Origin of the sequence: Mucilaginibacter sp. 14171R-50 (assembly GCF_010093045.1) — a bacterium.
Lineage (GTDB): Bacteria > Bacteroidota > Bacteroidia > Sphingobacteriales > Sphingobacteriaceae > Mucilaginibacter.
On the sequence record NZ_CP048115.1, the window covers coordinates 2,894,440 to 2,918,286 of the forward strand.

Below are 23,847 nucleotides of genomic sequence, written 5' to 3' on the forward strand. Positions count from 1 at the left end.
CCGGGGAGCGAATTTTAACACATCCAGTATATGAACAATCTTTTCCATAAATTCTATAGGAGTTTTTATTTGAAAACCGGTGGATATATCCCCGCCAAGCCTTTGAGCCAGCCACTTTACCCCGGCGATTTTTTTCAGATACGGAATGGTGAAATGGTAGTGCTTGGGAATATTTTTTTTAGCCATATCATCGGGCCGGAGGATGTAAACATCAGCTACGACGAGCACCTGAACGGCGCCGAGTGGAAGTTTGAAGACGGTGTAAGCCGGCCGTACTCGGGCAGGAGCAGCGGGCATGGAGCTGGCCCCGGCGAGTTCGAGTTTAGCAAGCAGGTACTTGCCTTCGCCGGTTATGGCAGTTTTGTATTCTCATCCGCTGACCGTAAACTGGTGAGGATCGCCAACTGGAGCGACCTGCAGGATCAACTGATCATCAAGCTTACGCAGGTTTATTATTCCTTCAGGGAGGTATTTGTTGTAACAGAAAGCGCAAGCACGGCGCATTGGAGCCTGGCCGTTGGCGGTAGCCAGGATGCGGAACTTGAAATAGCGACCGCCACGGAAAATTTTGGCCTTGTGGATATTTTTGGCCACCCCGATGTGCGCACTATCCAGTCTAAAAACGTGGAGTATTACCACATGGAAAAGCAACGACGGCCGGCATTTTTCCGCGCTAAAAAACTGGTGGTACAGGACGAAAAGATCGGTGTGTTTATCAACGAGTTAATACTCCACCGGCGAAAGCACCAGGAGTGGGCGCTGGGCTTTTATGAACAGTTCGACACGGATTCGGTGTATATACACGCCCTAAGCGGTAATCCCGGATACAGTTTGCTCGATTCGCTGCGCGCTAATGAGCTGAACGCCAATACCGCGCTGCTGTATTTTAAATGGGCCGATATGAACCTTGATGATGTGGAGGCATTATTCCCCAGGTATGGAAACTGAACCTTTTTTAAAAGATATACAAACCGAACTTGCATGGCTGCAGGAAGTTATTCAGCAGGCCATAGGGTTTTACCTCTTACACGAGGGTTATGATAAGAACTGGACCGCGTTACCCGTGCCGGACCTTGCCGGTTCGGGATCGCCGTATGCAGATACCGTAAACGGATGGAACCTTACCGCATGTCAAAGAATTGCCCTGGCCCTGGCCATGGCGCCACATATACGACCGGAGATACTGGACGTATTTTATGGTCGTAACCAGTTAACCGACAGGCCATTTACCGAGTTTGGCGGGTGCCCGGAAAAAGGCCACCCGGGTTTTATTCCGTCGGGGCAAACGCTTAGCTTTTTATTAACCGCCAACGATGTGCTAAAATCAGCCGAGTTGAACAAGGTGCTGTCGGACGAAAGCGTACTGATAAAAGAGAAAGTTATAAGCCTGGCCGAGCCGGACGAAGGGCTGCCCGCGCTTGACGGGCAGCTTATCATGAGTAAAGAGTGGGTGCGATATTTTATTACCGGCGAAAAGACGGCCCCGTCGTACGACCCGGCATTCCCGGCGCAAAAAATATCAACCCCGATGGAATGGAGCGATGTGGTGCTTGACCACGCCACGCTTGCCCAGGTAAATGAAATAACCACCTGGCTAACGCACGGTGAAATACTGATGAAGGACTGGGGGCTTATCAATAAAATAAAACCCGGCTACCGCGTGCTTTTTTACGGCCCGCCCGGCACGGGTAAAACGCTTACCGCCACGCTTATCGGCAAGCAAACCGGGCGCGATGTTTATCGGATAGATGTTTCGCTGGTAGTTGACAAGTACATCGGCGAGACGGAAAAAAACCTTTCGCGGATATTTGATATAGCAACGGATAAGGATTGGATACTGTTTTTTGATGAGGCTGATGCGCTTTTTGGCAAACGTACCGCCGCAAGTTCATCAAACGACCGGCATGCCAACCAGCAAACTGCATACCTGCTTCAAAGGGTAGAAGATTATCCCGGCGTTGTGATACTGGCTACCAACCTGAAGGCCAACATGGATGATGCCTTTACGCGCAGGTTCCAGGGGATGATACACTTTGCCATGCCTGATGTGGATGAACGCTACACATTATGGCAAAATGCTTTTTCGGGAAAATGCCGGTTGCGTCCCGATATTGATGTATACCGCATAGCCGAAGAGTTTGAACTATCAGGCGGAGCAATTATAAACGTTTTAAGGTATTGCGCTATGTCGGCCGTATCCCGGAACGATCATCTGGTAACACAGTCAGAATTACTGGCGGGGATACGCCGGGAATATAAAAAGGACAACAAAACATTTACGGTGAATATTTTGTGATCATAACGCCTTATGGCAAAACGGGCCTCTATACAAAAAGTAAATAAAGCTGCGGACAGACCGCGCGGTGCAGGCAGTATTACGTTAAAATTTACCCTTATTTATCCCGTTTACAGCAGGCGCGGCCTGGAACATAAGGTGCTTATTGCGGGGATGCTGAACGAATTGGTGCATAAGGGGCAGCTGGTAATTTACGGCTACCTTATAACGGCAACTGAGCTATATCTGGTGCCGGCTTGCGATAAAAAAGATATCGGTGCTATACAAAAACTGGTTGCAGACGCTCTGCGAAAAATTATACGGCGTGATAAGGGTGCAGGCACGGCCATAACGAAGGTGATCGACTTATATCCGGCAGACCTGCGTGCCACCATGATGGAAGACGCCCAGGTAACGTCCCTTTTAACCGGCGGAAGGCTTAAATCTCCTTATAGCAATTACTACTATGTTAAACTGCAGAAACAGGTGCAAACCGAGGAGTTTTCATCGGCGATTGAGTATATCGGCGGTGTTGGCCCGGTTGTAATGACATGTAAACCCAATTAAAAACCGCAGCGCTCGTTATGGAAAGAAAAGCACCCCCTCAGCACCAAAACAGTAATAAGGATACCGTAGTTGTGCCGCACAATAAAGCCGGGCATACAGGCCCGAACCATTTTTACTTGCAGGACCATCGCCCCAACCAGGTATTGCAAAAAAAGCAAAGCGGCGATCCTGCCGCTTTCCGGCCTGTATCGGGTAACTTCGGCAACGCTAAGGGTGCGGGGCTTCCCGGTCAATTGAAAGCAGGTATTGAGGGGCTTTCGGGTTTATCAATGGATGATGTAAAAGTGCATTATAACTCTGATAAGCCGGCACAGGTAAATGCGCTGGCTTATGCTCAGGGTACAGTTATACATCTTGCCCCGGGACACGAAAAACACCTTCCCCACGAAGCCTGGCATGTCGCCCAACAAAAACAAGGGAGGGTAAAGCCAACCCTGCAAATGAAGGGCATACCAAACGTTAATGACGATACAGGTTTAGAGCGGGAAGCAGATGTAATGGGTGCAAAGGCACTTCAGCGCACCGCTGGTTCACCTGCAGGTAACGCTTCATTAAGCGATCTTTCGCATGCAAATGTCACCCCTGATATTATCCAGTATGTAATTGGGCCCGGCGGCATGCTTCATGCGGGCCGCCGAGTTAAAGGTCCGGGCAATGTTATCTATCGCATAATAGGTACCGAGCAGTTTTTGGGTAAACTGAATTACCGGTTAAAGGACGATGATGGTAACGAAATCATAAGGCCGTTTGACGACGCCGCATTTAATTTAGTGCCTTTTGGCGGACCAATTAGCCTCCCACCATCATCCGATAAGCGTGATAAAGCATTGCACAGTGAAGATGAAGGTGGTTACGACAGTAGTGACGAAGAGAGCAGCAGTGAGTCATCCACAGGTGGTTATTCCTCTGATGAAGAAGAGGAAGAGGCTGGATCTCACGATGATGATGAGGAGGAGGTATTTGATGATGACGAGGAACAATTGCCTGACGTTGTGTCTGATGAGGAAATAGAGGTTGAAGAACCATACACGCCCAAGTCCTGGACGCTTGAGGAAATTTACAAAAGGCTGGCCGAAAGTACCATAGATAAGCCCTTGCACCGGGCGGAAATAGAAGATATAGAAAAGGCGGTGGAAGATAAAACGCACACGAGCCGCGATAAAAAACTAAGCCGCGACGACACCAGGAAATTAGGCGTAGCCATAGCCAAAGCCAAAAAGGACCTGCAGGATCACGCGGAGATAGATTATGTGCCTGATGTAAACAAAAAGAAACGCACAAGGACAAAAAAAAGCGATAAGATACCACCGTCGACTTTTAGCAACGAAGTCGACTCGGAGTCGAGCGATGAAGAATATGATCCGGATGTCCGCTTACGAAATTATGCGCTCTCCATGACTGCGGTTTCTAACCGGTCGCATGTACCTGGTTTAGACGAGATAGACCGACCGTTCAGAAACTTGGTTACCGGCTTGCCCCACGCCGATACCTATTTGGGATTATTTAAAGACGGGCAGCTTGTGCCACGTAATGTTAACGGCGTGAGTAATGCCACCGGCATGAGAAAAAGAATGCGAGATGTTGAAGCTAAAATTAAACCCGAACTGAAAGAGAGGGACAAATTAATGCTTGAACTGGATGCATTAGGTAAGGACAAAAAGCGTAAAGCAAAGAAAACCCGCAAAGAGCAAGAGAAAATTGATGAAATAAGGGCCTACCTGGCCGAAAAGATAAGGCCCCATGTAGAAGGCATATTATTTGGAAGCAGCATTAGGCCGGTGGAGGAAGATTATGCCGAAGCACGTAAACTGGTCAATCCCAGAAAAAAAATCAAAAAGGACCTCAGGCTTGAGGTTAATCCTTCTGCCGCGTCGCAAGTGTTAACCCGACGTCCGCCAACCAAACTCTCATCCGGAAAGGATTCACACACGCATGCCGAACAGGCATTGATCAGCACCCGCACCTGGATCAGTTTATTTAACAAACTGGTAAAGCAAATAGGTAGTAATAAAGATCAGCCCGAAAAACTGATTAAGCTGTCGTTCAACACGCTGCAGTTGGTTCTAAACCGCTCTACCTGCGTTGGCTGCGCCCGCGAGTTAACCGTAGAGCTTATACGCTTTTGGCAAACCATAGCGCAGCTTACAGCTAAAAATACAGATTGGCGTGCAGCGAAGCAGCGGTACGAAGGTTACGTGAATTTTTTACTTGATTTCCCGGCTATCTACGAAATTGACGATGAGGAGGGTAGCGATTACGTAAACTTACAACGCATCATACTGGGCCTGCGGGATGCGGGCTGGACAGTCAGGATAACTACGGGGATAAAAGGCGGCAAAAAGAGCAATAAGAAAAATGCCCGGATTCGGGAGTTTGCGGAAAGTGTCTCCACAACCCCGATGTTTCACGCACAGGGCTGGACCCCCACAATAGTTTGTTTTGTACCTCCGAAGAATTTAAAAGGGCTTAAAGTTGTGCTGGTTAACGGCATCGCATATACGCTTACAAAAGACGGCAAATATTTAGCTGTTAACGGCGAGGCTGCTAAGCCATCAAATGTTGATGGCTATAAATTTGTGCCAACGGGCCTGCCTAATGTTTTAAAGAGCAAAAAACGGATCGGCGGCGGCGGGCCGCCGGGCGATCCCTCAGACGCATCATCATCTTCCGATCATTCATCATCCGAACATTCTTCTGATGACGAAGAAGAATCATCTTCGGGTAGCAGCAGCGAATTTGAGGAAGAGGAAGAGGAGTATTCTTCTGACCCCGAAAGCGATACGTTTGATACAGGCCGGATAATGCACGAACAGAACACGTGCTACCTATCTGCATTGATACACCTGTTTGCCAGCCACGCGCGGCTGTCAAATCTGTTCAGGCCAACGCGCGTGATACCGCTCGAAGCCGGCCCTGATGCCAACTTGCTGATACGGCAGGCCGATCGCGAAAAAGGCGAGGCTATACAAATGGCAAGCCGGGTAGGCGAAGCGATACTTACACTGCGTGATCCGCGCGGCGTGGTCACCAAAAAAACCATGGCCGATATTATGACATTCCTAGGCCTAATCGGGGGCATAATTGATGCAGGCGCGCCGGTTGTTAAAACCAAAACGCCACAACCGAAAGAACTTGCCGGTAAAGCGACCGTGATGTCTGAAGAGATGATGGAAAAAGACAAAAAGGCCAGGGCAGAAAAATCTATAGAAATTGCCTGGAGCCCCAGGCGGGACAAGATGACGTTTACAAAAAGATCCCGCCCCGCATCATGGGGCGTTCAGCAGGATGCCGCCGAAGTCCTGGTCAAGATGTTATCGTACCTGCAACCCGGCAACGATCTGAAGTTACATTTGCAAAGCAGGCTCGGCCCTAATGCTGATGCCGGTTTTGCAGGAGGCACCACTAACATACAAGAATCTACACTTCAATTGCCTATAGGACGCGATACCAAGACCATACAGGATGCCTTAACTAAATTTTCGGCTGTTGAGCAGGTCAACGACTTTAAGCATGGGGGAGGCGACATCACGGTTGCCAAGCAAGTTAAGTTTACAAGCATGCCAACGATACTAACCATTGTTTTAAAACGGTTTAGTTTTAATGCTTATGGGGTAGGCCAAAAAATAACAAAGCGGGTAAAGGCGCCAACATTATTAACTATACCAGCCGTTTGTTTAGCAGGCGATCTGGAGGGTCAAGTTATACGGTACAGGCTGGTTCACTTTGTAGAGCATTCGGGCGGCTACGGGGGCGGGCATTACCTTTCGCACGTTAAAAACATGAGCGATGAATGGCACAAACATGATGATATGGGAGGTAAGAGGACCATGCATACTCAGGAAACATATAAGCAGGCAAAAAATCAATCATATATATACGTCTACGAAAAAGTGAACCGCTTTTGAAGCTAACTACGACGTTACACAACTACACAGTAGTTGAATAGATATTGCAAACTATGTATAAACAACCAACCAACAAGCCCGATCGTAAACCTGGTACTGTGCCCGGCGGGCAGCAAGGTACCGGCCGCGGTGTACTGCTGGTTGATAAACGTGACGCTGTTGTTGACCCATCGAAGCGAACTGTGCTCATACCCAAGACAACGGTTGGGTCGGGTAAAGGACCGGGCCGTGTTGTTGATAACCGCCCCAAAACTGTCGTTGAGCAAACATTACAGCGAGGTACGGGAAGAACTTTACCGTTAAAAGGCGTATCGAAAACGTCAACAAGACCCGTCATACCAGTACAAACCGGGGTGGTAAAGCCATCGGAGAAAAGTGAATCGGCCAAGGAACCGGAACGCTTGGTTGAAGGCGAATCAAAACCCGTTACCGCCGATAAAAGCGAGGTGGTTACAGACAAACATGGTCCCACAACCGAAGATCCAGGGTTGGTAAACTTTGTACACGAACTGCATGCTTATTTAGAATCCATGGGGCCGTTTACAGAAGATGACCGCCCGGGCATAGAAGCCCTGCTGGGCAGGATATTGGAAGGTTACCCTACGCTCTCGAAAATAAAACCCACCCTGACAGCTAATATACTTGGCGGAATAATATTTTACGGCGCGGATGATATTGCCAATCCACCCTCGCAGGAAGAACAGCTTGCCCAAAAGCACCTGCAGCCTATGAATACGCTTGGCGATGGTAACTGCTCTATACATGCCCTTTTAGGGGAGGACAAGGACGGCACGCTGATATGCGATGCCGCGCAGCAAACCAGGGAAACGCTTGCAGATCACTATCAGGCAGGTACGCTCCACCCTCATGCTATGGCTAAAATGGACCTGGCCCGCGAAATTACCATCAGGAAGTTTGCCAATAACTTGCTGACAGACCATATAGAAGGTATGCCCAGCATCGCCGCTTCAGAGAACGATCCAAAAGAAGAAGAAGGTTCAAACGAGAAGAAAATAAGTGATAAACAGCTTAAAGAAAACTTGCTCAAAGCTATACATCAGGTAAACGTAGGGCATTATGCGCAATCGGTTACAAAAAAAGTGCAGGATACAACTTTTAATGATATGATCAACGGGGTGACGGGCGAGGAAGTATTAGGTACTTTAAAGGCCGGCGGGATACTTAGTGAAGATGATACGGTAGCGGCACCTGACTTAAGCCCCCAAAGTGTTGAGGCAATATTGCCCGCCAACATGAAACACAAAGCCGAATCGATATATTGGCTGCTTAAGCCTTATATAAAAGGAAAAATAAACAGCAACGCGTTTGTTGAGCGCGCCCTGCAAAACGATGCCGTTAAACAAGCCTACATAGCGCTGCTCAGGAGCCAGCACCATTGGCTGAATGCCGAGCAATTACAGGCGCTTGCCATACAGCATGGAAAAAGCATCCAGCTATTTGAGAACGACCTGATGGGCGGCCTGCAGGAAACCGATCCTTTTAATGTAGCCGACGACAGGCCGCTTATAAAAATATATTCAAGCGGCAGCCATTTCGAAAGGTTGGGCCCGCTGCAAGCAGATGTTGTACCTGCAAGGGAGGGAGAAACCACAGATGATGAAGCGTCGGCAGCGCCTGTAGAAGCCGACCCGTTCCAGAATGAAATGTATAACCGTGCCCGCACGCAATACCATAAGGGGTTTAGAGGACAAAAGAAAATCACAACCGAAAAATACCGTGCGCGGAAAGACCATGGTTTAGGGCACGGCATACGCGTGGCCGCCAGTGTATTGAGGCTCGTAAATGTCATCTCGCAAAAACATAAATTTAAATTTCCGCTTGATACGCAGCACCTGAAAGCGCTCTCGATGGCGGCCCTATGGCATGACGCTGCAAATAATTTTGAAGATGATAAGCTTGCCGAGAACAAGCAGGGGGATTTATTTGTGGAGCAACTACAAAAAGATGGTAAAGGTAACCTTCATAATAAACCGGTATCGCCTGCTTACCAGTGGGCGGCGGATTGCCTGAAATTAAAGGGGAAGATATCGGTAAGTAAAAAGCCCTGGGACCAGCTTACTGCGGAAGAGCAGGGAGCAGCGATCATAGCGGGCGCGGATTCGTATGAATATATACGCACCTATCCGGAGATGAAGAAAAAATACAGCTCTCGCAGAAACGTATTGGTAAATACCAACGCCATGGGCAAAGAGGAAGACGAAGCTCATTTAGAAGCGGTAATAGGTTTAATACAGGGTACCGGCGGTAATACAAGGGGAGGTGCCCCCAAGGATACAAAGCCCGAAGACCTGGCTGTTCCGTTTGAGTATCACGGAATACAATCGCTAATGGATCCGGAGAACCCTATAGCTAAGGCTTTTGCACTTTTTGCGGGTAAAGGCCCTAAAGGACCGGCAAATATCCTGGGGCTCCTGCATAGCTTTAGCGCCGATATGCCGCTTAAAAGGCCTTCCACGCCTGTTGTAAAGCAGCCTGTAAAAACCGGTACCGTTAACCCCGATGAAACTGCTGATAAAAAGGTTGAAGTGGAGGTTGTTCGCAAAACAAGCAGCCCAGCTTTAAAGCCCGTTATCAATTTTACCCCTCGCGATGACAAGCGCACGCGCATACCGGCCTCTCAAAACAGCGATGGCTCTTATAACCAGGGCATAGCCCCGCTATTTAAAGCCGGGCGCGGAACAGCCCCGGCTCCTGTTGATGTTGGTAAAACACTTGCCCTAGTGCACGGTATAAGCACTCAACATATACCCGGCGCGTTCAAAAACGGGTTTCTGTCAAGCGCCTACACCCGGGAGGGGCCTTACGGCAACTACAGTCGCGATGCGGATAAGAACGGCGGGGGCGGCTTAGCTGTTTACACCAGGGCTGTAGGCACAAAGCATACTTCATGGCCTGCGTTTGGCCAGGGCGTTGGCAGCAGCATCAGTAAGGCGCAAATAGTTTTACGCCCCAAAATACTTATCGACATCCCGGCGTGGCGGCATAGTTCTACCGACCTGAGAGGTAAAGCCCCAGGGGTCACAGATAAAATGATAGGCGACAAAACACTCGATTCTTTTGATCTGTGGGAACAGCAGTCTGAAAGCGGAAGGAATAGTGCTTTCAATAGTACTGTGAATAACCCAGGCGGATTGTCAAATAACGAGCAGATTTTTTGGCACCAGATACCGTTGGCAGGTAATGTGATAGCTATTATCTGTAAGACTGAACAACATAAAAAGGATATCATTGAAAGCATCGGCGGCAGCCTCGAGGAGGGGTGCATCTTCCACCACGGCGAAAAAATTCCGGTGGTTGTAGCCAGTGATGAAGCAACATTGGCGAGAACGCTGCCTAAAAAGGCGGGTACTAAATGAGGAGTAACGCCCGGCCGCACTTAGTCCGGTTGATCAGTATGGTGGCTGCAGTTCTACTTTGCAAACAGTTAAAGAAACCCCGGTATCATATAACGAACACGATGCAATAGTACATTGGTAGTAACGAATTGACAATATTAGTTGGATTAAGCCTAAAACATTGGCCAGCGGCACCCTTACCAAGCAATTTACCGTTTATGGGCTGGTATTTTAAGCGAGATGAATAATTGGTCAGCTCTTTAAATTGAAATACCGGTCAGCCGGGCATATTCCGCCAGCAGGCGGTCCTGAGCAGCCAAACTATCCGCCGCCGGGTTATAACGAGCAGTCTTTTTGTGGTGAAAGTATTGCCCGCTAACTAACGCGCCCGCATCATTGCTAACGGCCAGCCAAACCTGCGTTTGGTAACCTTGTTCCAGGTCATCCGGCGCGCCCGCGCCGCCCATTTTGGTGGGTACCCAGCCCGGATCGACCGCGTTGGCATACACCTCAGGCCATTTTCTCGCCAGCGCTTTAGCTAACATCAGGATATGCAGTTTCGTATCGGAATAAGTTGGCCGTTCCGTCCATTCCGGCCTGCCGGATAAATGCATTCCCGAACTTAAATAGATCAGTCGTTCAGGCGTGTGCATCAAAGCAATTAATATATACGGCGCCAGTGTATTGACATGCAGCAATTGCTGTGCACTTGTTTGATAAACGCCGGCGTTATAGATTACCGCATCAAATGTACCTAACGCGTTGGCCTTTGATGCCAACGACTTGGTGGCTTCCATATCGGCTAAGTCTGCAATGAGCACATCCTTAGCGCCGGGTACTTGTCTCAACGCATCTTTGCCACGTGCTTCGTTACGCGCATGCAGCACCACTTCATGTCCCCGTTTGACTAATTCCTTAGCCGCCAGCTGGCCTAAGCCATCCGCGGAACCGGTGATAAATATCTTTGCCATAGTGTTTTACAACAAAGCTAATTTATCTTTGTTGTGATGAAAAAGCCCATGCCTTTTGATTTTCTGCTGGATTACCTGCCTGCTAACGTGGTGATTAAGCCCGCTATCGGGATGTATTATATTTATTTTGAAGGCAAGATCGTCTTGATATCTAGATCGGTCCAGAAAGACCCGCAGCACAATGGCATCTGGATCGCCACCCAGCGGAACGATCATGCCAGCCTGAAAGCGACAATTCCCGCGCTTAATGATTTTGAATTTGAGGACCACCTGACAGAAACCAATTGGCTTTTACTGCAAGCCGGACACGAAGATTTTGAGGAAGCCGCTATAGCTGTTTGCGAACTGGTAAGTAACCGGGATAAAAGGATCGGCAAGACCACCCCAAAAGCGGTCCAGCTTACTTCCTGACATCCAGATAACACTTTTTTTTATATTCGTGCTTATCTTTGTATGTTAAAGATCTATAGCACCTTTATCCCGCAAGCACCAGTATTCACTGCAATCTCTCTGAGAACCTTTCTGCTCATCGCGTATAATAAGGCATCGAATCTTTAGCATTCACATTAAATATTCATATACATGAGGCAACTAAAAATAAGTGAGTCGATCACCAATCGGGAAAGCGCATCGTTGAATCAATATTTGTCAGATATCGCAAAGATTCCGATGGTAACTCCGCAGGAGGAGGTGATCTTAACGCAAAAGATCCGTGAAGGCGACCAGGCCGCATTAGAGCGGCTGACCACGGCAAACCTGAGGTTCGTGGTTTCGGTAGCCAAGCAATATCAAAGTTCGGGATTAACGTTGGGCGATCTGATCAATGAGGGCAATGTGGGGCTGGTTAAAGCCGCTAAGCGCTTTGACGAAACCAAAGGTTTTAAATTTATATCCTACGCCGTGTGGTGGATCCGTCAATCCATCCTGTCGGCCATTAATGAGCAATCACGTATGATCCGCTTGCCCTTAAACAAAGTTGGCGACCTGTCCAAAATTGCCAAAGCCGCATCCGCTTTGGAACAGCAGTTTGAACGGCAGCCAACTCCCGAAGAGCTGGCAGAAAGCCTGGAGGTCACCGCTGAAAAAGTAAGCGATGTATTGGGGCATTCCGGCCGGCATATTTCCTATGATACGCCATTTTCGAGTGAAGATGATAATACTTTACTGGATGTGCTGCAAAGCGCCGAGCCTGGAACCGATAAAGCGCTGATGGCCGAATCCTTGTCTACCGAGGTGGGGGAAAGCATGCGCATACTGGCTGACAAAGAAAGGGATGTGCTCACCTTATTTTTTGGTTTAGGCGATGGGCAACCGCATAGTTTGGAAGAGATCGGGGATAAGTATGACCTCACCCGCGAACGTGTCCGGCAGATCAAAGACAAAGCGCTGGCCAGGCTTCGGGCCAGTTCCCGCAGCTGGGTATTGAAAGGGTATCTGGATTAAGGGAAATACTTGATATTTATCAATGCCATTTCTTATCCGACATCAATGGTCAGCCCGGCGCAATGGTGCAATTTTGTGATATCAAAAAAAAGAAATCATAAAATTAACAAATAGAACAATCCTGGTTACTGGTGGTAACTCAGGTATCGGTTATGAAACAGCCAAACTTTTGATCAAACAAGGTAACAAGGTGATCATCACCGGCCGCGATGTTGCCAAACTGGAAAAAGCCGGTACCGCATTGGGTGCCGACATCATCCCGCTGGATGTGACCAAAGCGGAAGACGTGGCCAGCCTGGTCGCTACAATTGAGGCATCTTATAGTGAGCTAAGCGTACTAATCAATAATGCCGGTGGCGGCAAGGTTTACCGCTTAGGGGAGGTGGACCAGACACTGGAGATCGCCAGAGAAGAATTCGATACCAACTATTTCGGTACCATCCGTTTGACCGAAAGCCTGTTGCCGTTATTGAAAAAACAGCCCGAAGCCGCCATCGTTAACTTAGGTTCCAATGTCGCTTTCCATCCCCTGGTCGTATTGCCGACCTATTCGGATTCTAAAGCCGCATTGCATTCATATACTATCGCGCTGAGACTAACTTTGGCCCATACCAGCAACATCAAATTATTTGAGGTATTCCCATCACTGATCGATACTGAAGGCACCCGGGCATTGGGACTGAATGACGGACTGCCCGCCAGTGTAGCTGCGGAGAATATTTCGGAAGGGATTGAGCAAGATCATTACGAAATATTTGTGGGGGAAGCTGGCAAACAACGCACAGCCTTCCTGGCCGACCCTGAAGCCGCTATCCTAAGCTTTAATAAAGGCTTGATCTAAAGACGCAAAGCCGTTCCTTCGGGGGACGGCTTTACTTTTTAACCAGCTGTTTCCTGATCCGGCTTAGGGTTTCCGCCGTGATACCCAGATAAGAAGCGATCATGTTTTGCGGTACGCGCATCACCAGGTGCGGGAATTTCTCCAGGAATCTCAGATATTTTTCTTCGGCGCTGGCACTGATAAAAGTATGAATGCGGCTCTGGGCCACGCGGAAACTTTTTTCCAGGATAGCACTGACCATGTTGTGGAACGCCGGTATTTCCCGGCACAACTGGTCGTACTTTTCCCGGCTGATCAGCGCCACTTCTGAATCTTCCAGTGCGTCAATATTGTATTCCGATGGCTTACCGGTCTGCAAACTTTCCCGGTCTCCCGTCCACCAGTTTTCTACCGCGAAGTTCAGAATGTGTTCGATACCTTTCAAATCAACCGAATAAGTGCGTAAACAACCTTTGGTCACGAAGGCATTATATTTCCAGACGTCGCCCTCCTGTAACAGGTACTGCCTTTTACGCACTTTTTTGATCGCGGCGGCAGCGGTAATGGTATCGAGTTCGGATTCTGTAAAATTTCCTTTTTCCTGTAAATAGTTTCTAAAGACGGCTATCACGCTTTAAAGATAAAAATTCTTGATCTATGTCAAATGCTTTCTTATCCTATATCAATGTACCGGCCGTAACGACGGCGGATATTTGTTCTATGAAAACAGCCAAAGAATTATTATTAGCCTATTTAGAAAACATCGGCAATCCTGATCTTCAGATCGAACTGTTCGCTGACGATGCCGTATTCGAACTGCCTTACTTGGCCAGCCTGGGCGTACCGGCCCGCTGGGAAGGACGGGAAGTGTTATATGACTTCCTGAGCAACCTGCCCAAAACTTTCCCGGGATTTAAATTCAAAAACATCCGGATCCACATCGATACTCCTGACCAGGCTTTCGGCGAATATGAGGCCACGGCTACGATCGCTTCCAACGGCAAAGCTTACGCGCAACACTATATGGGGCGGGTGGTGGCCGAGAACGGCAAGGTCAAACTCATCCGCGAAGCGCTGAATATGGTGCCGGTGATACGGGACATTAAGGATATTGCGATAAGTTAAAGGCCGTGGCAGAGAAACTGACGAATCTTCGGAATTAAAAAAGAGCAAAAGAAAGATCATAATCAACCGCAGCCAGCAGACGCAGAGCTAAATTGAGCGTACGATTTGTAAATTTGCGATACTAATGACTGGCGATCCTGCCGGTCAATTGTGATAAGGTTTAGGTTGAAAGTCCCCGGCGGCGAGCGCTTTGGGGACTTTTGTTTATCGTTGGTACGCTTGATTACCAGGTCACGGGCGGTCTTTGCATCAGCGGCCTCAAATCAACCATTCAGGCGCTTTGCCGTCGCGTTAATGCCTGATGTGTTCTCGCTAGCTGACGAAAAACAGGCCATGCGGGCGGATCACCGGCAAAAAAAGTAAGCCGTGCTAGCCGCGATCGCCGCCGCTTCCGACGACATCATTAACTCAGGATAAGGCCGGAAAGGTCGTTCAGGAAGAACGTCGATTGCGGACTTTGGCTATTCCGCCAATACGGCAATCAATGCCTTTTCCAGGTCATTCCGATTAGCGAGGCTATTAGCCAGGATAACTAGACCGGCATTGAGTTGTGGGAAACAATCCAGTGAACTGCGGGAGCCGCCTGTACCGCCACCGTGTTCTAAAACACGGTAGCCTTTTGGGGTGCTATGGATAAACCAATTCAGGGCCATACCGTCCTGTTCAGTACCGAATGTTCGCTGATGAGAAAGCTTAATAGCCGGATTTGTTTCCGCATTGTTGGCGTTGATATAATTAACCAGATCAGCGGTGGTGGATCTTAAGGCGCCCATTGCCGGTACTTCTCCCAAATCCCAAAGCGGCACCACTTGTCTTTGTGCGCCATGTGGCCATGCGACCCGGTCAGCCGGAAGTGATGCAATGTCAATCCTGGTATCCCTCATTTGGTAGGGTTTCAGGATGTTTTTTGTCAACAGTGAAAAGTAATCCTTTCCGTAAGCGTCTTCCAGTATCGTACCCAGTAAAGCAACCGCCATATTTGAGTAGGAGTAAATTTTTCCGGGAAGTGTATCCATTTTCATCTGATGCAGGCCTTCGTATAAAAGCGCCCTGGAGTAATTAGAGAGGGGATTAAGCGAATCATAGGTGGGGCGTTCCCACATATTCGGGAATATCCTGGTGATCCGGGAGGTATGATTGGCCAGGTCCTTAATGCGTATCGGGGTACCCTTATAACTTAAGTTAGGAAAAGTGCCTTTAAGATATTTTCTGATATCGTCTTCTGGCGCGATCTTTTTATCCAATATGGCTTGCGCCAAAATTATACCGGTAAAGGATTTGGTCATTGAACCGATCTCATAAATAGTCGTCTTATCGGGACGCTGCCCGTTGCCGGCCCTGGTCTCCCCGTAATTGTAAAAATGCGGTTTACCGCGCTGCACCAGGGCGATGGAAAGCCCGACGGCCTTTTTATCCTGGAAATACCGCTGAACGCTTTTGTCAACCAGCGAATCCAGGCGGGAACGAAGCGGGTTATCTGATGATACCGGTCGGGTCTGCCCTGAACAAATCAGACTGATCATGCAAAAGACAGGAACCAATAATATAAAACTGAAATGTTTACTGATACGCAGAGTTGGTGTTCTCATCGTTAGTTAGCTTTTTTATTAATGAATATTCCCGCATCGATCTGTCTGCCTGCGGAGGTGCCCGAGAGATTTAAATAATCACGCTGAACGCCCTCTGCCGTGATCTCACTTAAGACCACCTTTCCTGATTTATCGATATTTCTTTCAGTTGATTTATTGACCTGGTCGGGCACGATGGTATCACCGTTGATGCCTAAATAGTTGGCGTTTCCGGAAATAACCGAATTGCTGAACAGATAATTTTTATGAATGCCTTTAGCCCCCACCCAGAAATAATTGCCATTGGCAACGATGTTATTATGAAAAGTGAATGGCAGGTCTGCGTCTGGTCCGTAGCCTAGCCATATGGCTGCTTCGTAAGCGCCGTATATAATAGAATGCGTAATGGAAAAATCCTTTACATTGATGAATGACAACACTGCATTCTTGCAGTTATAAAATATACAGTGATCGATATGGATACCTTCGCCCTGGGCAAAGATTCCCCCTTGTATGGGCGCCGAATTTTTTTCACCGATAAAATAGCACTGTGATATTATAAGATCTTTCAAAGCACTGTTCCTTCGCTCTATGGCGTAAAAATAAACCGATGAAGGGTTAGGGTTCCCTAAAAATTTCAATCCTTTTAAGGCCACATTGTTCCGTTCGACCTGGAAGGCTATACTTGCATGGGAAAGCTTACCTATCCGGTTGGAATCTGCTGTAACCTGAATAACCGGCATTTTCGCGGGTGTCCAGTCAACATCATCAGGCATTACCATCGCCTTAATAGTGAATTTTCCTGAAACAGCCTGCGAATTGGATTCGATTTTTAATGATTGCCTGATCAGATATAAACCTGGGGCGAGTTTGATATCGATGTTATTATTACCGGAAAAACCTTTTGCGAGGCTCACCGCTTTATCCAGGCTGGCCAGTGGCTCCGCCAATGTGCCTTTTGCCTGATCGTTTCCTTTTACCGGGTTTACGTACAGGGATTGTGCCTTCGAGGAGCAGATCGAAAAAATGAATAGTACCGCAATGAAATAATTATGCACTATTTTTTTTGTAATGTGTTTAAAGTAAGCTATATACATGGGGTAACTTTGTTAGGGGAAATATCGGGTTATTTTTTGCATGTTTTTCTCTTGAATGTATTTAAACGCATGATTGGCCCGACATCCGTATATGGAAGTCTGTGTCATGTTTTTACGTTTTTTAGTGATTTTCTTAAAGGATACAGATAAAAAGCTGCTATTGCCAGCCCAACAACGATCAGGTAGCAAATCATAGTTAGTTGTTGGTTCTTTTCTTCAAACCCTTCAACGGGCAAAACGCGCCAGATCCCAGGCATATTTTTAAGCCCGAAACACCATTCTCCGAAGTTCCAGGCGGCATGAAGTCCAATGGGCAGCGCTATACCTTTGGTTCGCAGCGCTGCTATGCCAAACAGTATGGCGCCTACGCCGGAACCCAAAAAGGCCTGCTGACAGGTGAAACCTCCGGCCACGTGTTCGAGCGCGAAAATGACGGCAATAATGAGCTGCGCTTTCCAGGGACCTATCTTATAAGACAGGCTGCGAAGCGCATAACCGCGAAATGCGATTTCCTCCCTTGCTGCCAAAGTCAAATAGAGTAGGAAATAAAACATGACCAGGTGAAATGAAGGGTTTGCACTGGTCAGACTGATATGCCCAAAAATCAGCACTAAAGAAAAATGGAGACCAGCGATAAGCAGCCCGATCAAAAAACCTGTGCCTACCTTGCTAAAGGTCGCCTTGCCCGGAACGATGCCAAGTTGCCCAAGTGATAACTTCTCCCATTTCGCAAACGGAATGGAGAGAAGAAATGATGCCACAGCAGCAAAGGCGCCTAGTGAAAGGTCTGCCAGGGGACTTTGCCAGCTTTTAAGTACAGCAGAACCTACAACCAATAGGAGTGCACACAACATGCAAAAAAGCATGACCCGCCATAAAGTATTTATTTTGCCGGCGGCGATCCTGTTATAGCCTGTTTGTTTCATGAAGTATATTAGACCGCCAGATAAAGAATAACATAATAGCAGTAACGCCTATGTAGGGCAGCAGCACATGTAAAGGGTGATAATGTCCGCCATCCTGCACAAGGGTAAAAAGCATGGTCTTGCTTTCCTCAGGTGAGCGCGGAACAAGCGCCTGGGCCAGGTTCCACCCCATGTGCAGGCCGATGGACAACACCAGTTTCCCGGTTTTCAGGTAACAAAGCCCATAAAGCAAAGAACCCAGTCCCGTGGTGAGCCAAGTCATTAAAAATTGTTGCCAGGTTATGCCGGCGTTTAGTTTCAAATGCATGACGGCAAATGGCAGAGTGACCGCCAGTTGAGCGACCCAGGGGCCGTACGATTTCAGCAGACGTTGAAAGGGATAGCCTCTGTAGGTAAATTCCTGAACAAAAGACGACCAAAGGTGGATAAAAACGAGTATTAGTAAGAATACAGGGTCAGCATGACCGTTAAATACCAGCCGGCCGCCATTCAACCAGATCGTAAGCGCCGCACTTGTCAATAAGGCGATTATGCCCCAGGCCAACCCGCGGAAGAAATTTTTCCAATCGACAGCGCTGGCAGGTACAAAGCCCAGGCTGGTTAGTGGTTTACCTTCTGCTTTAAGGAACAAAAAGCTTAATAGCAGCGCGATACCGAAATAAAAGAAGATGCTGTCGAGCACCGGGACGACTCCGGCGATGTAAGCGGCTACGATAATAACTATAAAATAAACGCTCACCCTTAGCCAAACGGGCGGCAGGTTAATCAATTTTTCCTTTTCCATTTTTTATCCTGATTGCTCACAAAAGGACAATATTCAATTGAAGCCGGAAAATAAAATCGACGAACCTATTGGAATTGCCAACCAAATAGCCCGAACCAGCGATAGCGTTGCTGCCGGCCGTTCCGGCAGCGTTCGGTTGTTTGCTGATCGCCGCCTGTTGGAAATATAGCCAGGTTCGTCGAATAAAATTGAGCAGATGGTAGATTGTTCTTCCATTTGTAGCATGATTGTTATCAAAGATTTGACTTATAGCTATCATTCCCGGACCACCCTTTTCCAGGAATTGAACCTGACGCTACCATCGGGAAAGGTCTATGGTTTACTTGGTAAGAACGGTGCCGGTAAATCCAGCCTCATCAAAAATATAGCCGGGCTGATCTTCCCCCATAAGGGAAGCTGCACCATTAATGGCCTGGAGGCACGGCATCGCCAGCCTGATTTTTTAGCCCAACTGTTCTTTATTCCCGAAGAGTGTGAGCTTCCGCAGGTTACCATTCCTGTTTTTGTGAGGATTTACAGCGTATTTTACAAATACTTTGACGAGGCTTGCTTTTATGAATACCTGCGAATTTTCAATGTTCCGGAGAAGTGCCAGCTGCAAAAACTGTCCTTTGGTCAAAAGAAAAAGATCCATATCGCTTTCGCACTGGCGGCCAATACCGATGTCCTGATCATGGACGAGCCTACTAACGGTCTGGATATCCCGTCGAAGATCGAATTCAGGGAAATCATTGCCAGGACAAGAAGGTATGATAAGATTACGATTATGTCTACCCACCAGGTCAAAGACCTGGATGGCCTGATCGACAGTGTGATCATCATTGACCAGGGGCGGGTATTACTAGCCGCCGATAAAGAAGAGATCGGGCAAAAGCTTTGTTTCGGCGCGAAGCTGGCCGGCGACGAGACCATCATATATGGCATTGATGCACCGGGGGGGCGTATGACGGTCAGCAGGAACACCGGCGCAGAGGTATCCTCGCTTGATCTGGAACTGCTTTTCAACGCGGCTATTTATAACCCGTCAGGCATCCGGGATGTTTTTGAAACCCTATAAAGCTGAAATGAACTATATCGCAAAAATGATCGCCTTGAACAGGCGCCAGTACCTGGAGCACCGGCAGGTTTATGGCTTATTGGCACTGGCTATCGCCTGCTTATTATTTTTACTCTTTTTTATTACCTGGCATTGGCGGGAAAGCTTTTCCGGCGGGGTAGGCAATGGCATCTTCCTGATCGGTCTTTTCGGCGGCGGCGCTGCATTTTCTGCGTCTTTATATCAGGATCTCCGTCATCCCGCGAAAACGATCTGGCTGCTGGGCATCATTGCGTCAGCCGGCCAGAAGATCATGTTATGGATCATTTATGCTGTTTTCCTGTACGGCGCGGCTTACACCATCATCTTTTACCTGGTCGAAGCGGTATTTTTTAGCATCGCAGCAGGCCCCCAGTCCGCCATGATGAAAGCAAATGTATTTAGTAACGGCTTTTATAGCTTTTACCTGATCTTTATCAATTTCCAGTTATGGCTACTGATCGGCAGCCTGACTTTCCGAAAGGGGGCGCTGATCAAAACGCTTTTATTAATGGTGCTGTATTTTATCATCGCCGCAACGGGTAATGTCGTATTGATGAAAGCGATGACCGGTGAAGACAGCATTACCAGCAGTTTGCCTTTCAATTATTTCCAGTTCGTTCATAACGGCGAAAATATTTATGTGTATCTGCCGGCGAGCATCCAGGCACTGATCAATATAAGCTGTAATTTTTTGCTGCCGCTGTTTTTAAGCTACATCGCCTACCTCAAGTTTACGGAAAAAGAAATTTAATCTCATGATGATCAAAAGAAGCAACCTGATATTAGCGTCTTTCGCCCTTTTCTTTGTGGCCGCCCTTTTTGCTGCGGACCGCGAACTGGCCAGACAGTACCGCAGGATCGACCTGAAAGATCCTTTTAAGAATTTTGGAATGGTGCCGGTCCGGCCTTACAAGGTTTTGAATATCAGCGGGGGCAATTCCTATACGGTCAGGATCGTGCATGGAACTGACTATACGATCCGGCTGATGAATTCCAGAAAACAATTTTTCCGAATGGAACAGCGCCTGGACACGCTGGCGATCAATTTTATGGTTTCCAACCAGCAATACCAGTCGCCGGAACAATGCACCACGGGACTGATCCTGACCGTTCCCGCACTGGCGATGGTCAATACTTCCGGCATTAATTGTGAACTAAGCGGATTGAAACAGGATTCACTTTTGATCAGGCAGGAGCATCAGGCCATCCTGAGAATAAAAGATCTCCGGCTAGGCAGCCTGGCCCTCAGCGCCAGACATTCATCGACCGCGACTTTCATGGATCGTAACTGGACGGACACTTTGCGCCTCACACTCGATCAGGGCAGTTCCGTGGATCTTGGTCCGCTCAAAGCCAGAAATATTTTAACCAAACTAAAAGGAAATGCCCGGCTGGTCATCACTGCTGCAAATTTAAACAACTTCGTTAAATAACAAGACGGGCCATTCAAAGCTGCAATCTTTGGAACAGCTCCTCCCGGCTACTTGCTCCGATAGGAACCTCGACGTTTTCCAGCTCGATGATATTCCCTTTAACCGCGCGAATTGCCTTCAGATTGACGATATATGACCGGTGCACCCGAAAAAACTGCCCGGGCGGCAAAATATCTTCGAATAGCTTCAGGTGCATCCCTGCAAATAACCTGGTTTCCTTTAAATAAACCGAGCTGAAATCTCTTTCCGCCTGTATATACAGAATTTGGTCATGCTCCACACGCACCAGCCTGTTATCCTGGCGGATGAACAGGTAATCCGGAAGATTTTTTGTTTCTGATACCCGGATCTGGTTCATAGCCAACCTTTCACTTACTTTTTGTACGGCCTGGTAAAAGCGTTCAAAAGTGATCGGCTTTAAAAGGTAATCAACGGAATTGAGCTCAAATCCTTCTACGGCGTAGCTGGAATAAGCGGTAGTAAAAACGACCAGTGGCGGCTTGCGCAGCGAGCGCATGAATTCTGTACCGGTAATGACCGGCATCTGAATGTCGAGGAAAATAAGGTCCACCTGCTGGCTGTAAAGTCCCTCGTAAGCTTCTGTGGCGTTGCGACAGCTTTTAACGAGTTCCAACCCGGGAACACGCTGAATATAAGTTTGCAGGATATCCCGCGCGATCGGCTCATCATCAACAATCATACAATTGATCTTTTTCATAGGTTCAGGGCTAAATTCACCAAATAATTAATTCCGTTGTTGCTGATCTCATAACGATAGCGGCCGGGATAATATAATTCGAGCCGCTTTCGCATATTGCCCAGGCCGATGCCGCCGGACAGGCCATCCGGCCTGGTGGGGTCGACGCTATTTTCTATTTTAAAGTTTATGGTATGTGCTGTGAGGGTTAAAGAGATATCGATAAAAGCACCCGGTTCGTCTGGCGTAAATTTAAACGCGTTTTCGATCAGCGGAATGAGCAATAAAGGAGCGATTCCGACATCAGCCAAAACTGTTGGCGGGGTAAACGTCACTTTTGTTAAATTTAACCTCACTTTTTCCAGTTCTATATAATCGGTCATCAGCTTTACTTCTTTGCTAAGCGGCATAGTATCCGCTTCGGATTCATAAAGCATATAGCGCAATAACTCAGACAAACGGGATACCAGAGCGGCTGAACGGTTCGTATCCCCGCTGATGATCAACCCATAAATATTATTCATAGAATTAAATAAAAAATGCGGGTTCAGCTGCGCCCGCAAAAAATTTAGTTCCAGCTCGAGCTTTTCTTTCGCCAGGGATACGCTCCTCATATTGCTGCGGTAGGCGTTAAGGGCAGTTTTAATGCTGATCGGAATAGTCAACGTGAGCAGCAGAAAAAATGGGGTACCAAAAGTAACCAGGCGAACGAGAACGATATTGCTCAAATCGGATTTCATAAGTTGGAAGTAGCCCTGTTCCGTCTTAGCTAACCTTGCCATACAAGGTGCGCATCTGCTGATCAGAAATTTCTCGGCAATAGCATCAGAGATCGTATAAACCACTAAAAGCAACAAGATCAGCAATACACCTTTAATGTATTGATGGCTGGTGAAATACTTTGGCCAGAGGTAGTAAACCAGGGTGTAATAAAATAAGACAATAACGCCGGTGCTGCAGGTGTTGAGTAATAGCATACTGCTAACAGGAAAACCGCCGTAGACGTTAAAGGAGATATTTGTGAGATAAAAGCGCAATCCAAGTAGCAGCAGCCAGAACGAAACATGCTGCAACCAGCGCAGGCCCCTGCCTGGGTAAAGCAAAAATTGGGATTGAAACATTGGCATACCTAAAGTTGCCTTTTTTAAGCCGTCTTATCAATATAAAACGACCAACACAAAAAAAATGCAGACAAACCGGGAATTAAACCCAATAAAACCAGGTTATTTAGTCGCCGGGTTACGTAAGCGGGATGTTATGGCAGCGATCTGTTGATCGAAGTGCGGCCGGGCTGGCCTTTGCAAATAGATTTAAGATTTTTTAACGATCCCGAGGTTACCTTGCTCATCCAGCTTTTTTATCTCCCAGCCGGGATTAAGGGGCTGTTACCCTATGGTAACTACGTTGGCCGTCTTAAGTTTTTTAGAAAAAATACTATACTAATATTTTTAGTAATATATTTGCTTGTATGGGATACGAGGTAATTAATAACACAAAAGAAACCATCATTATCGACACGACATCGGGTTTAAAAGTATGCGTGAACCCTGGCGAAGGAGTGGACGGAACAGCCTTTTGCCAAGGGACGCTATATGCCGAAAAACGAAGTTACGTGCCCCGGCAGACCTACGTCTTTCAGGGGGACGGAGATGCAGCGGACATCAGGAAAATGGCTGTTTTCTTTTTTGTCAGTTGGCTGGATACTGAATTATATATCGTGGAAATCCCGCGCAATTCTGCCTTGTTCCCGCAGGAGGCGCAGCGTATATTTGGCAGTGTTACTTATGAACGAGCCGTTTAAT

General features: G+C 47.7%; 21 protein-coding genes. 13 read left to right on the forward strand and 8 right to left on the reverse strand.

Annotation, left to right across the window (positions count from 1 at the left end; genetic code table 11):
• The first annotated feature begins 30 nt into the window (after positions 1-30).
• Genes GWR56_RS13275 through GWR56_RS13295 form a run of 5 tightly spaced genes read left to right on the forward strand, consistent with a single transcriptional unit; the run spans position 31 to position 10,124 of the window.
• Positions 31-948 carry a hypothetical protein gene (locus tag GWR56_RS13275; protein WP_162431714.1) on the forward strand — a complete coding sequence of 306 codons (918 nt, stop codon included), beginning with the start codon at positions 31-33 and terminating at the stop codon, positions 946-948.
• Entirely contained in the window at positions 938-2,296 is a 1,359-nt protein-coding gene (locus GWR56_RS13280) for an ATP-binding protein (protein WP_162431715.1), read from the forward strand. Before GWR56_RS13275 ends, GWR56_RS13280 begins: the two co-directional genes overlap by 11 nt.
• A 12-nt stretch (positions 2,297-2,308) precedes the next feature.
• Complete coding sequence (locus tag GWR56_RS13285) at positions 2,309-2,842, forward strand: hypothetical protein (RefSeq protein WP_162431716.1); 534 nt, start codon at positions 2,309-2,311, stop codon at positions 2,840-2,842.
• Positions 2,843-2,859: 17 nt separating this feature from the next.
• Positions 2,860-6,747: a DUF4157 domain-containing protein gene (locus GWR56_RS13290; protein ID WP_162431717.1), complete on the forward strand. Its 3,888-nt coding sequence runs from the start codon at positions 2,860-2,862 to the stop codon at positions 6,745-6,747.
• Between the two features lie 53 nt (positions 6,748-6,800).
• The gene (locus tag GWR56_RS13295; RefSeq protein WP_162431718.1) at positions 6,801-10,124 is read left to right on the forward strand and encodes a hypothetical protein; all 3,324 of its coding nucleotides are present in this window, start codon (positions 6,801-6,803) and stop codon (positions 10,122-10,124) included.
• A 239-nt stretch (positions 10,125-10,363) separates the two neighbouring features.
• Here the strand turns inward: GWR56_RS13295 and GWR56_RS13300 are convergent, their stop codons facing one another.
• On the reverse strand, positions 10,364-11,074 hold the full coding sequence (locus GWR56_RS13300) for an SDR family NAD(P)-dependent oxidoreductase (protein ID WP_162431719.1): 711 nt from the start codon (positions 11,072-11,074) through the stop codon (positions 10,364-10,366).
• Between the two features lie 36 nt (positions 11,075-11,110).
• On the opposite strand from GWR56_RS13300, the gene GWR56_RS13305 reads away from it, so the two are divergent.
• The 3 genes from GWR56_RS13305 (at position 11,111) to GWR56_RS13315 (ending at position 13,358) form a co-directional block, all read left to right on the forward strand.
• Positions 11,111-11,485 (forward strand): hypothetical protein, encoded by a 375-nt coding sequence (locus GWR56_RS13305; RefSeq protein ID WP_162431720.1) that lies wholly within the window; start codon positions 11,111-11,113, stop codon positions 11,483-11,485.
• Positions 11,486-11,656: 171 nt separating this feature from the next.
• A complete protein-coding gene (locus GWR56_RS13310; RefSeq protein WP_162431721.1) occupies positions 11,657-12,517 on the forward strand; it encodes an RNA polymerase sigma factor RpoD/SigA in 861 nt (286 codons plus the stop codon).
• Positions 12,518-12,686: 169 nt separating this feature from the next.
• Entirely contained in the window at positions 12,687-13,358 is a 672-nt protein-coding gene (locus GWR56_RS13315) for an SDR family NAD(P)-dependent oxidoreductase (protein ID WP_238395233.1), read from the forward strand.
• 31 nt (positions 13,359-13,389) lie between these two features.
• Here the strand turns inward: GWR56_RS13315 and GWR56_RS13320 are convergent, their stop codons facing one another.
• On the reverse strand, positions 13,390-13,968 hold the full coding sequence (locus tag GWR56_RS13320; RefSeq protein ID WP_162431722.1) for a Crp/Fnr family transcriptional regulator: 579 nt from the start codon (positions 13,966-13,968) through the stop codon (positions 13,390-13,392).
• Positions 13,969-13,994: 26 nt separating this feature from the next.
• On the opposite strand from GWR56_RS13320, the gene GWR56_RS13325 reads away from it, so the two are divergent.
• The gene (locus GWR56_RS13325; protein ID WP_202925320.1) at positions 13,995-14,462 is read left to right on the forward strand and encodes a nuclear transport factor 2 family protein; all 468 of its coding nucleotides are present in this window, start codon (positions 13,995-13,997) and stop codon (positions 14,460-14,462) included.
• A gap of 461 nt (positions 14,463-14,923) precedes the next feature.
• Here the strand turns inward: GWR56_RS13325 and GWR56_RS13330 are convergent, their stop codons facing one another.
• The 4 genes from GWR56_RS13330 to GWR56_RS13345 form a co-directional block, all read right to left on the reverse strand.
• Positions 14,924-16,051 (reverse strand): serine hydrolase, encoded by a 1,128-nt coding sequence (locus GWR56_RS13330; protein ID WP_162431723.1) that lies wholly within the window; start codon positions 16,049-16,051, stop codon positions 14,924-14,926.
• Between the two features lie 2 nt (positions 16,052-16,053).
• Positions 16,054-17,127: a hypothetical protein gene (locus GWR56_RS13335; RefSeq protein ID WP_162431724.1), complete on the reverse strand. Its 1,074-nt coding sequence runs from the start codon at positions 17,125-17,127 to the stop codon at positions 16,054-16,056.
• 104 nt (positions 17,128-17,231) lie between these two features.
• The gene (locus GWR56_RS13340) at positions 17,232-18,053 is read right to left on the reverse strand and encodes a type II CAAX endopeptidase family protein (RefSeq protein ID WP_162431725.1); all 822 of its coding nucleotides are present in this window, start codon (positions 18,051-18,053) and stop codon (positions 17,232-17,234) included.
• On the reverse strand, positions 18,034-18,837 hold the full coding sequence (locus GWR56_RS13345) for a CPBP family intramembrane glutamic endopeptidase (protein WP_162431726.1): 804 nt from the start codon (positions 18,835-18,837) through the stop codon (positions 18,034-18,036). Before GWR56_RS13345 ends, GWR56_RS13340 begins: the two co-directional genes overlap by 20 nt.
• A 223-nt stretch (positions 18,838-19,060) precedes the next feature.
• Between GWR56_RS13345 and GWR56_RS13350 the strand changes: the two genes are divergently transcribed.
• The 3 genes from GWR56_RS13350 to GWR56_RS13360 are packed head-to-tail and all read left to right on the forward strand — an operon-like array spanning position 19,061 to position 21,348.
• Positions 19,061-19,894: an ATP-binding cassette domain-containing protein gene (locus tag GWR56_RS13350; RefSeq protein ID WP_162431727.1), complete on the forward strand. Its 834-nt coding sequence runs from the start codon at positions 19,061-19,063 to the stop codon at positions 19,892-19,894.
• A gap of 7 nt (positions 19,895-19,901) precedes the next feature.
• Entirely contained in the window at positions 19,902-20,666 is a 765-nt protein-coding gene (locus tag GWR56_RS13355) for a hypothetical protein (RefSeq protein ID WP_162431728.1), read from the forward strand.
• Between the two features lie 4 nt (positions 20,667-20,670).
• Positions 20,671-21,348, forward strand: coding sequence for a hypothetical protein (locus GWR56_RS13360; RefSeq protein WP_162431729.1), 678 nt, complete (start codon positions 20,671-20,673; stop codon positions 21,346-21,348).
• A 13-nt stretch (positions 21,349-21,361) separates the two neighbouring features.
• On the opposite strand, the gene GWR56_RS13365 is transcribed toward GWR56_RS13360, so the two are convergent.
• Together GWR56_RS13365 and GWR56_RS13370 are read right to left on the reverse strand one after the other, a co-directional pair.
• Complete coding sequence (locus GWR56_RS13365; protein WP_162431730.1) at positions 21,362-22,066, reverse strand: LytTR family DNA-binding domain-containing protein; 705 nt, start codon at positions 22,064-22,066, stop codon at positions 21,362-21,364.
• Complete coding sequence (locus GWR56_RS13370) at positions 22,063-23,166, reverse strand: sensor histidine kinase (protein ID WP_162431731.1); 1,104 nt, start codon at positions 23,164-23,166, stop codon at positions 22,063-22,065. The genes GWR56_RS13365 and GWR56_RS13370 overlap by 4 nt, the downstream gene beginning before the upstream one ends.
• Positions 23,167-23,513: 347 nt before the next feature.
• On the opposite strand from GWR56_RS13370, the gene GWR56_RS13375 reads away from it, so the two are divergent.
• Entirely contained in the window at positions 23,514-23,846 is a 333-nt protein-coding gene (locus GWR56_RS13375) for a hypothetical protein (protein ID WP_162431732.1), read from the forward strand.
• Position 23,847: the final 1 nt, after the last annotated feature.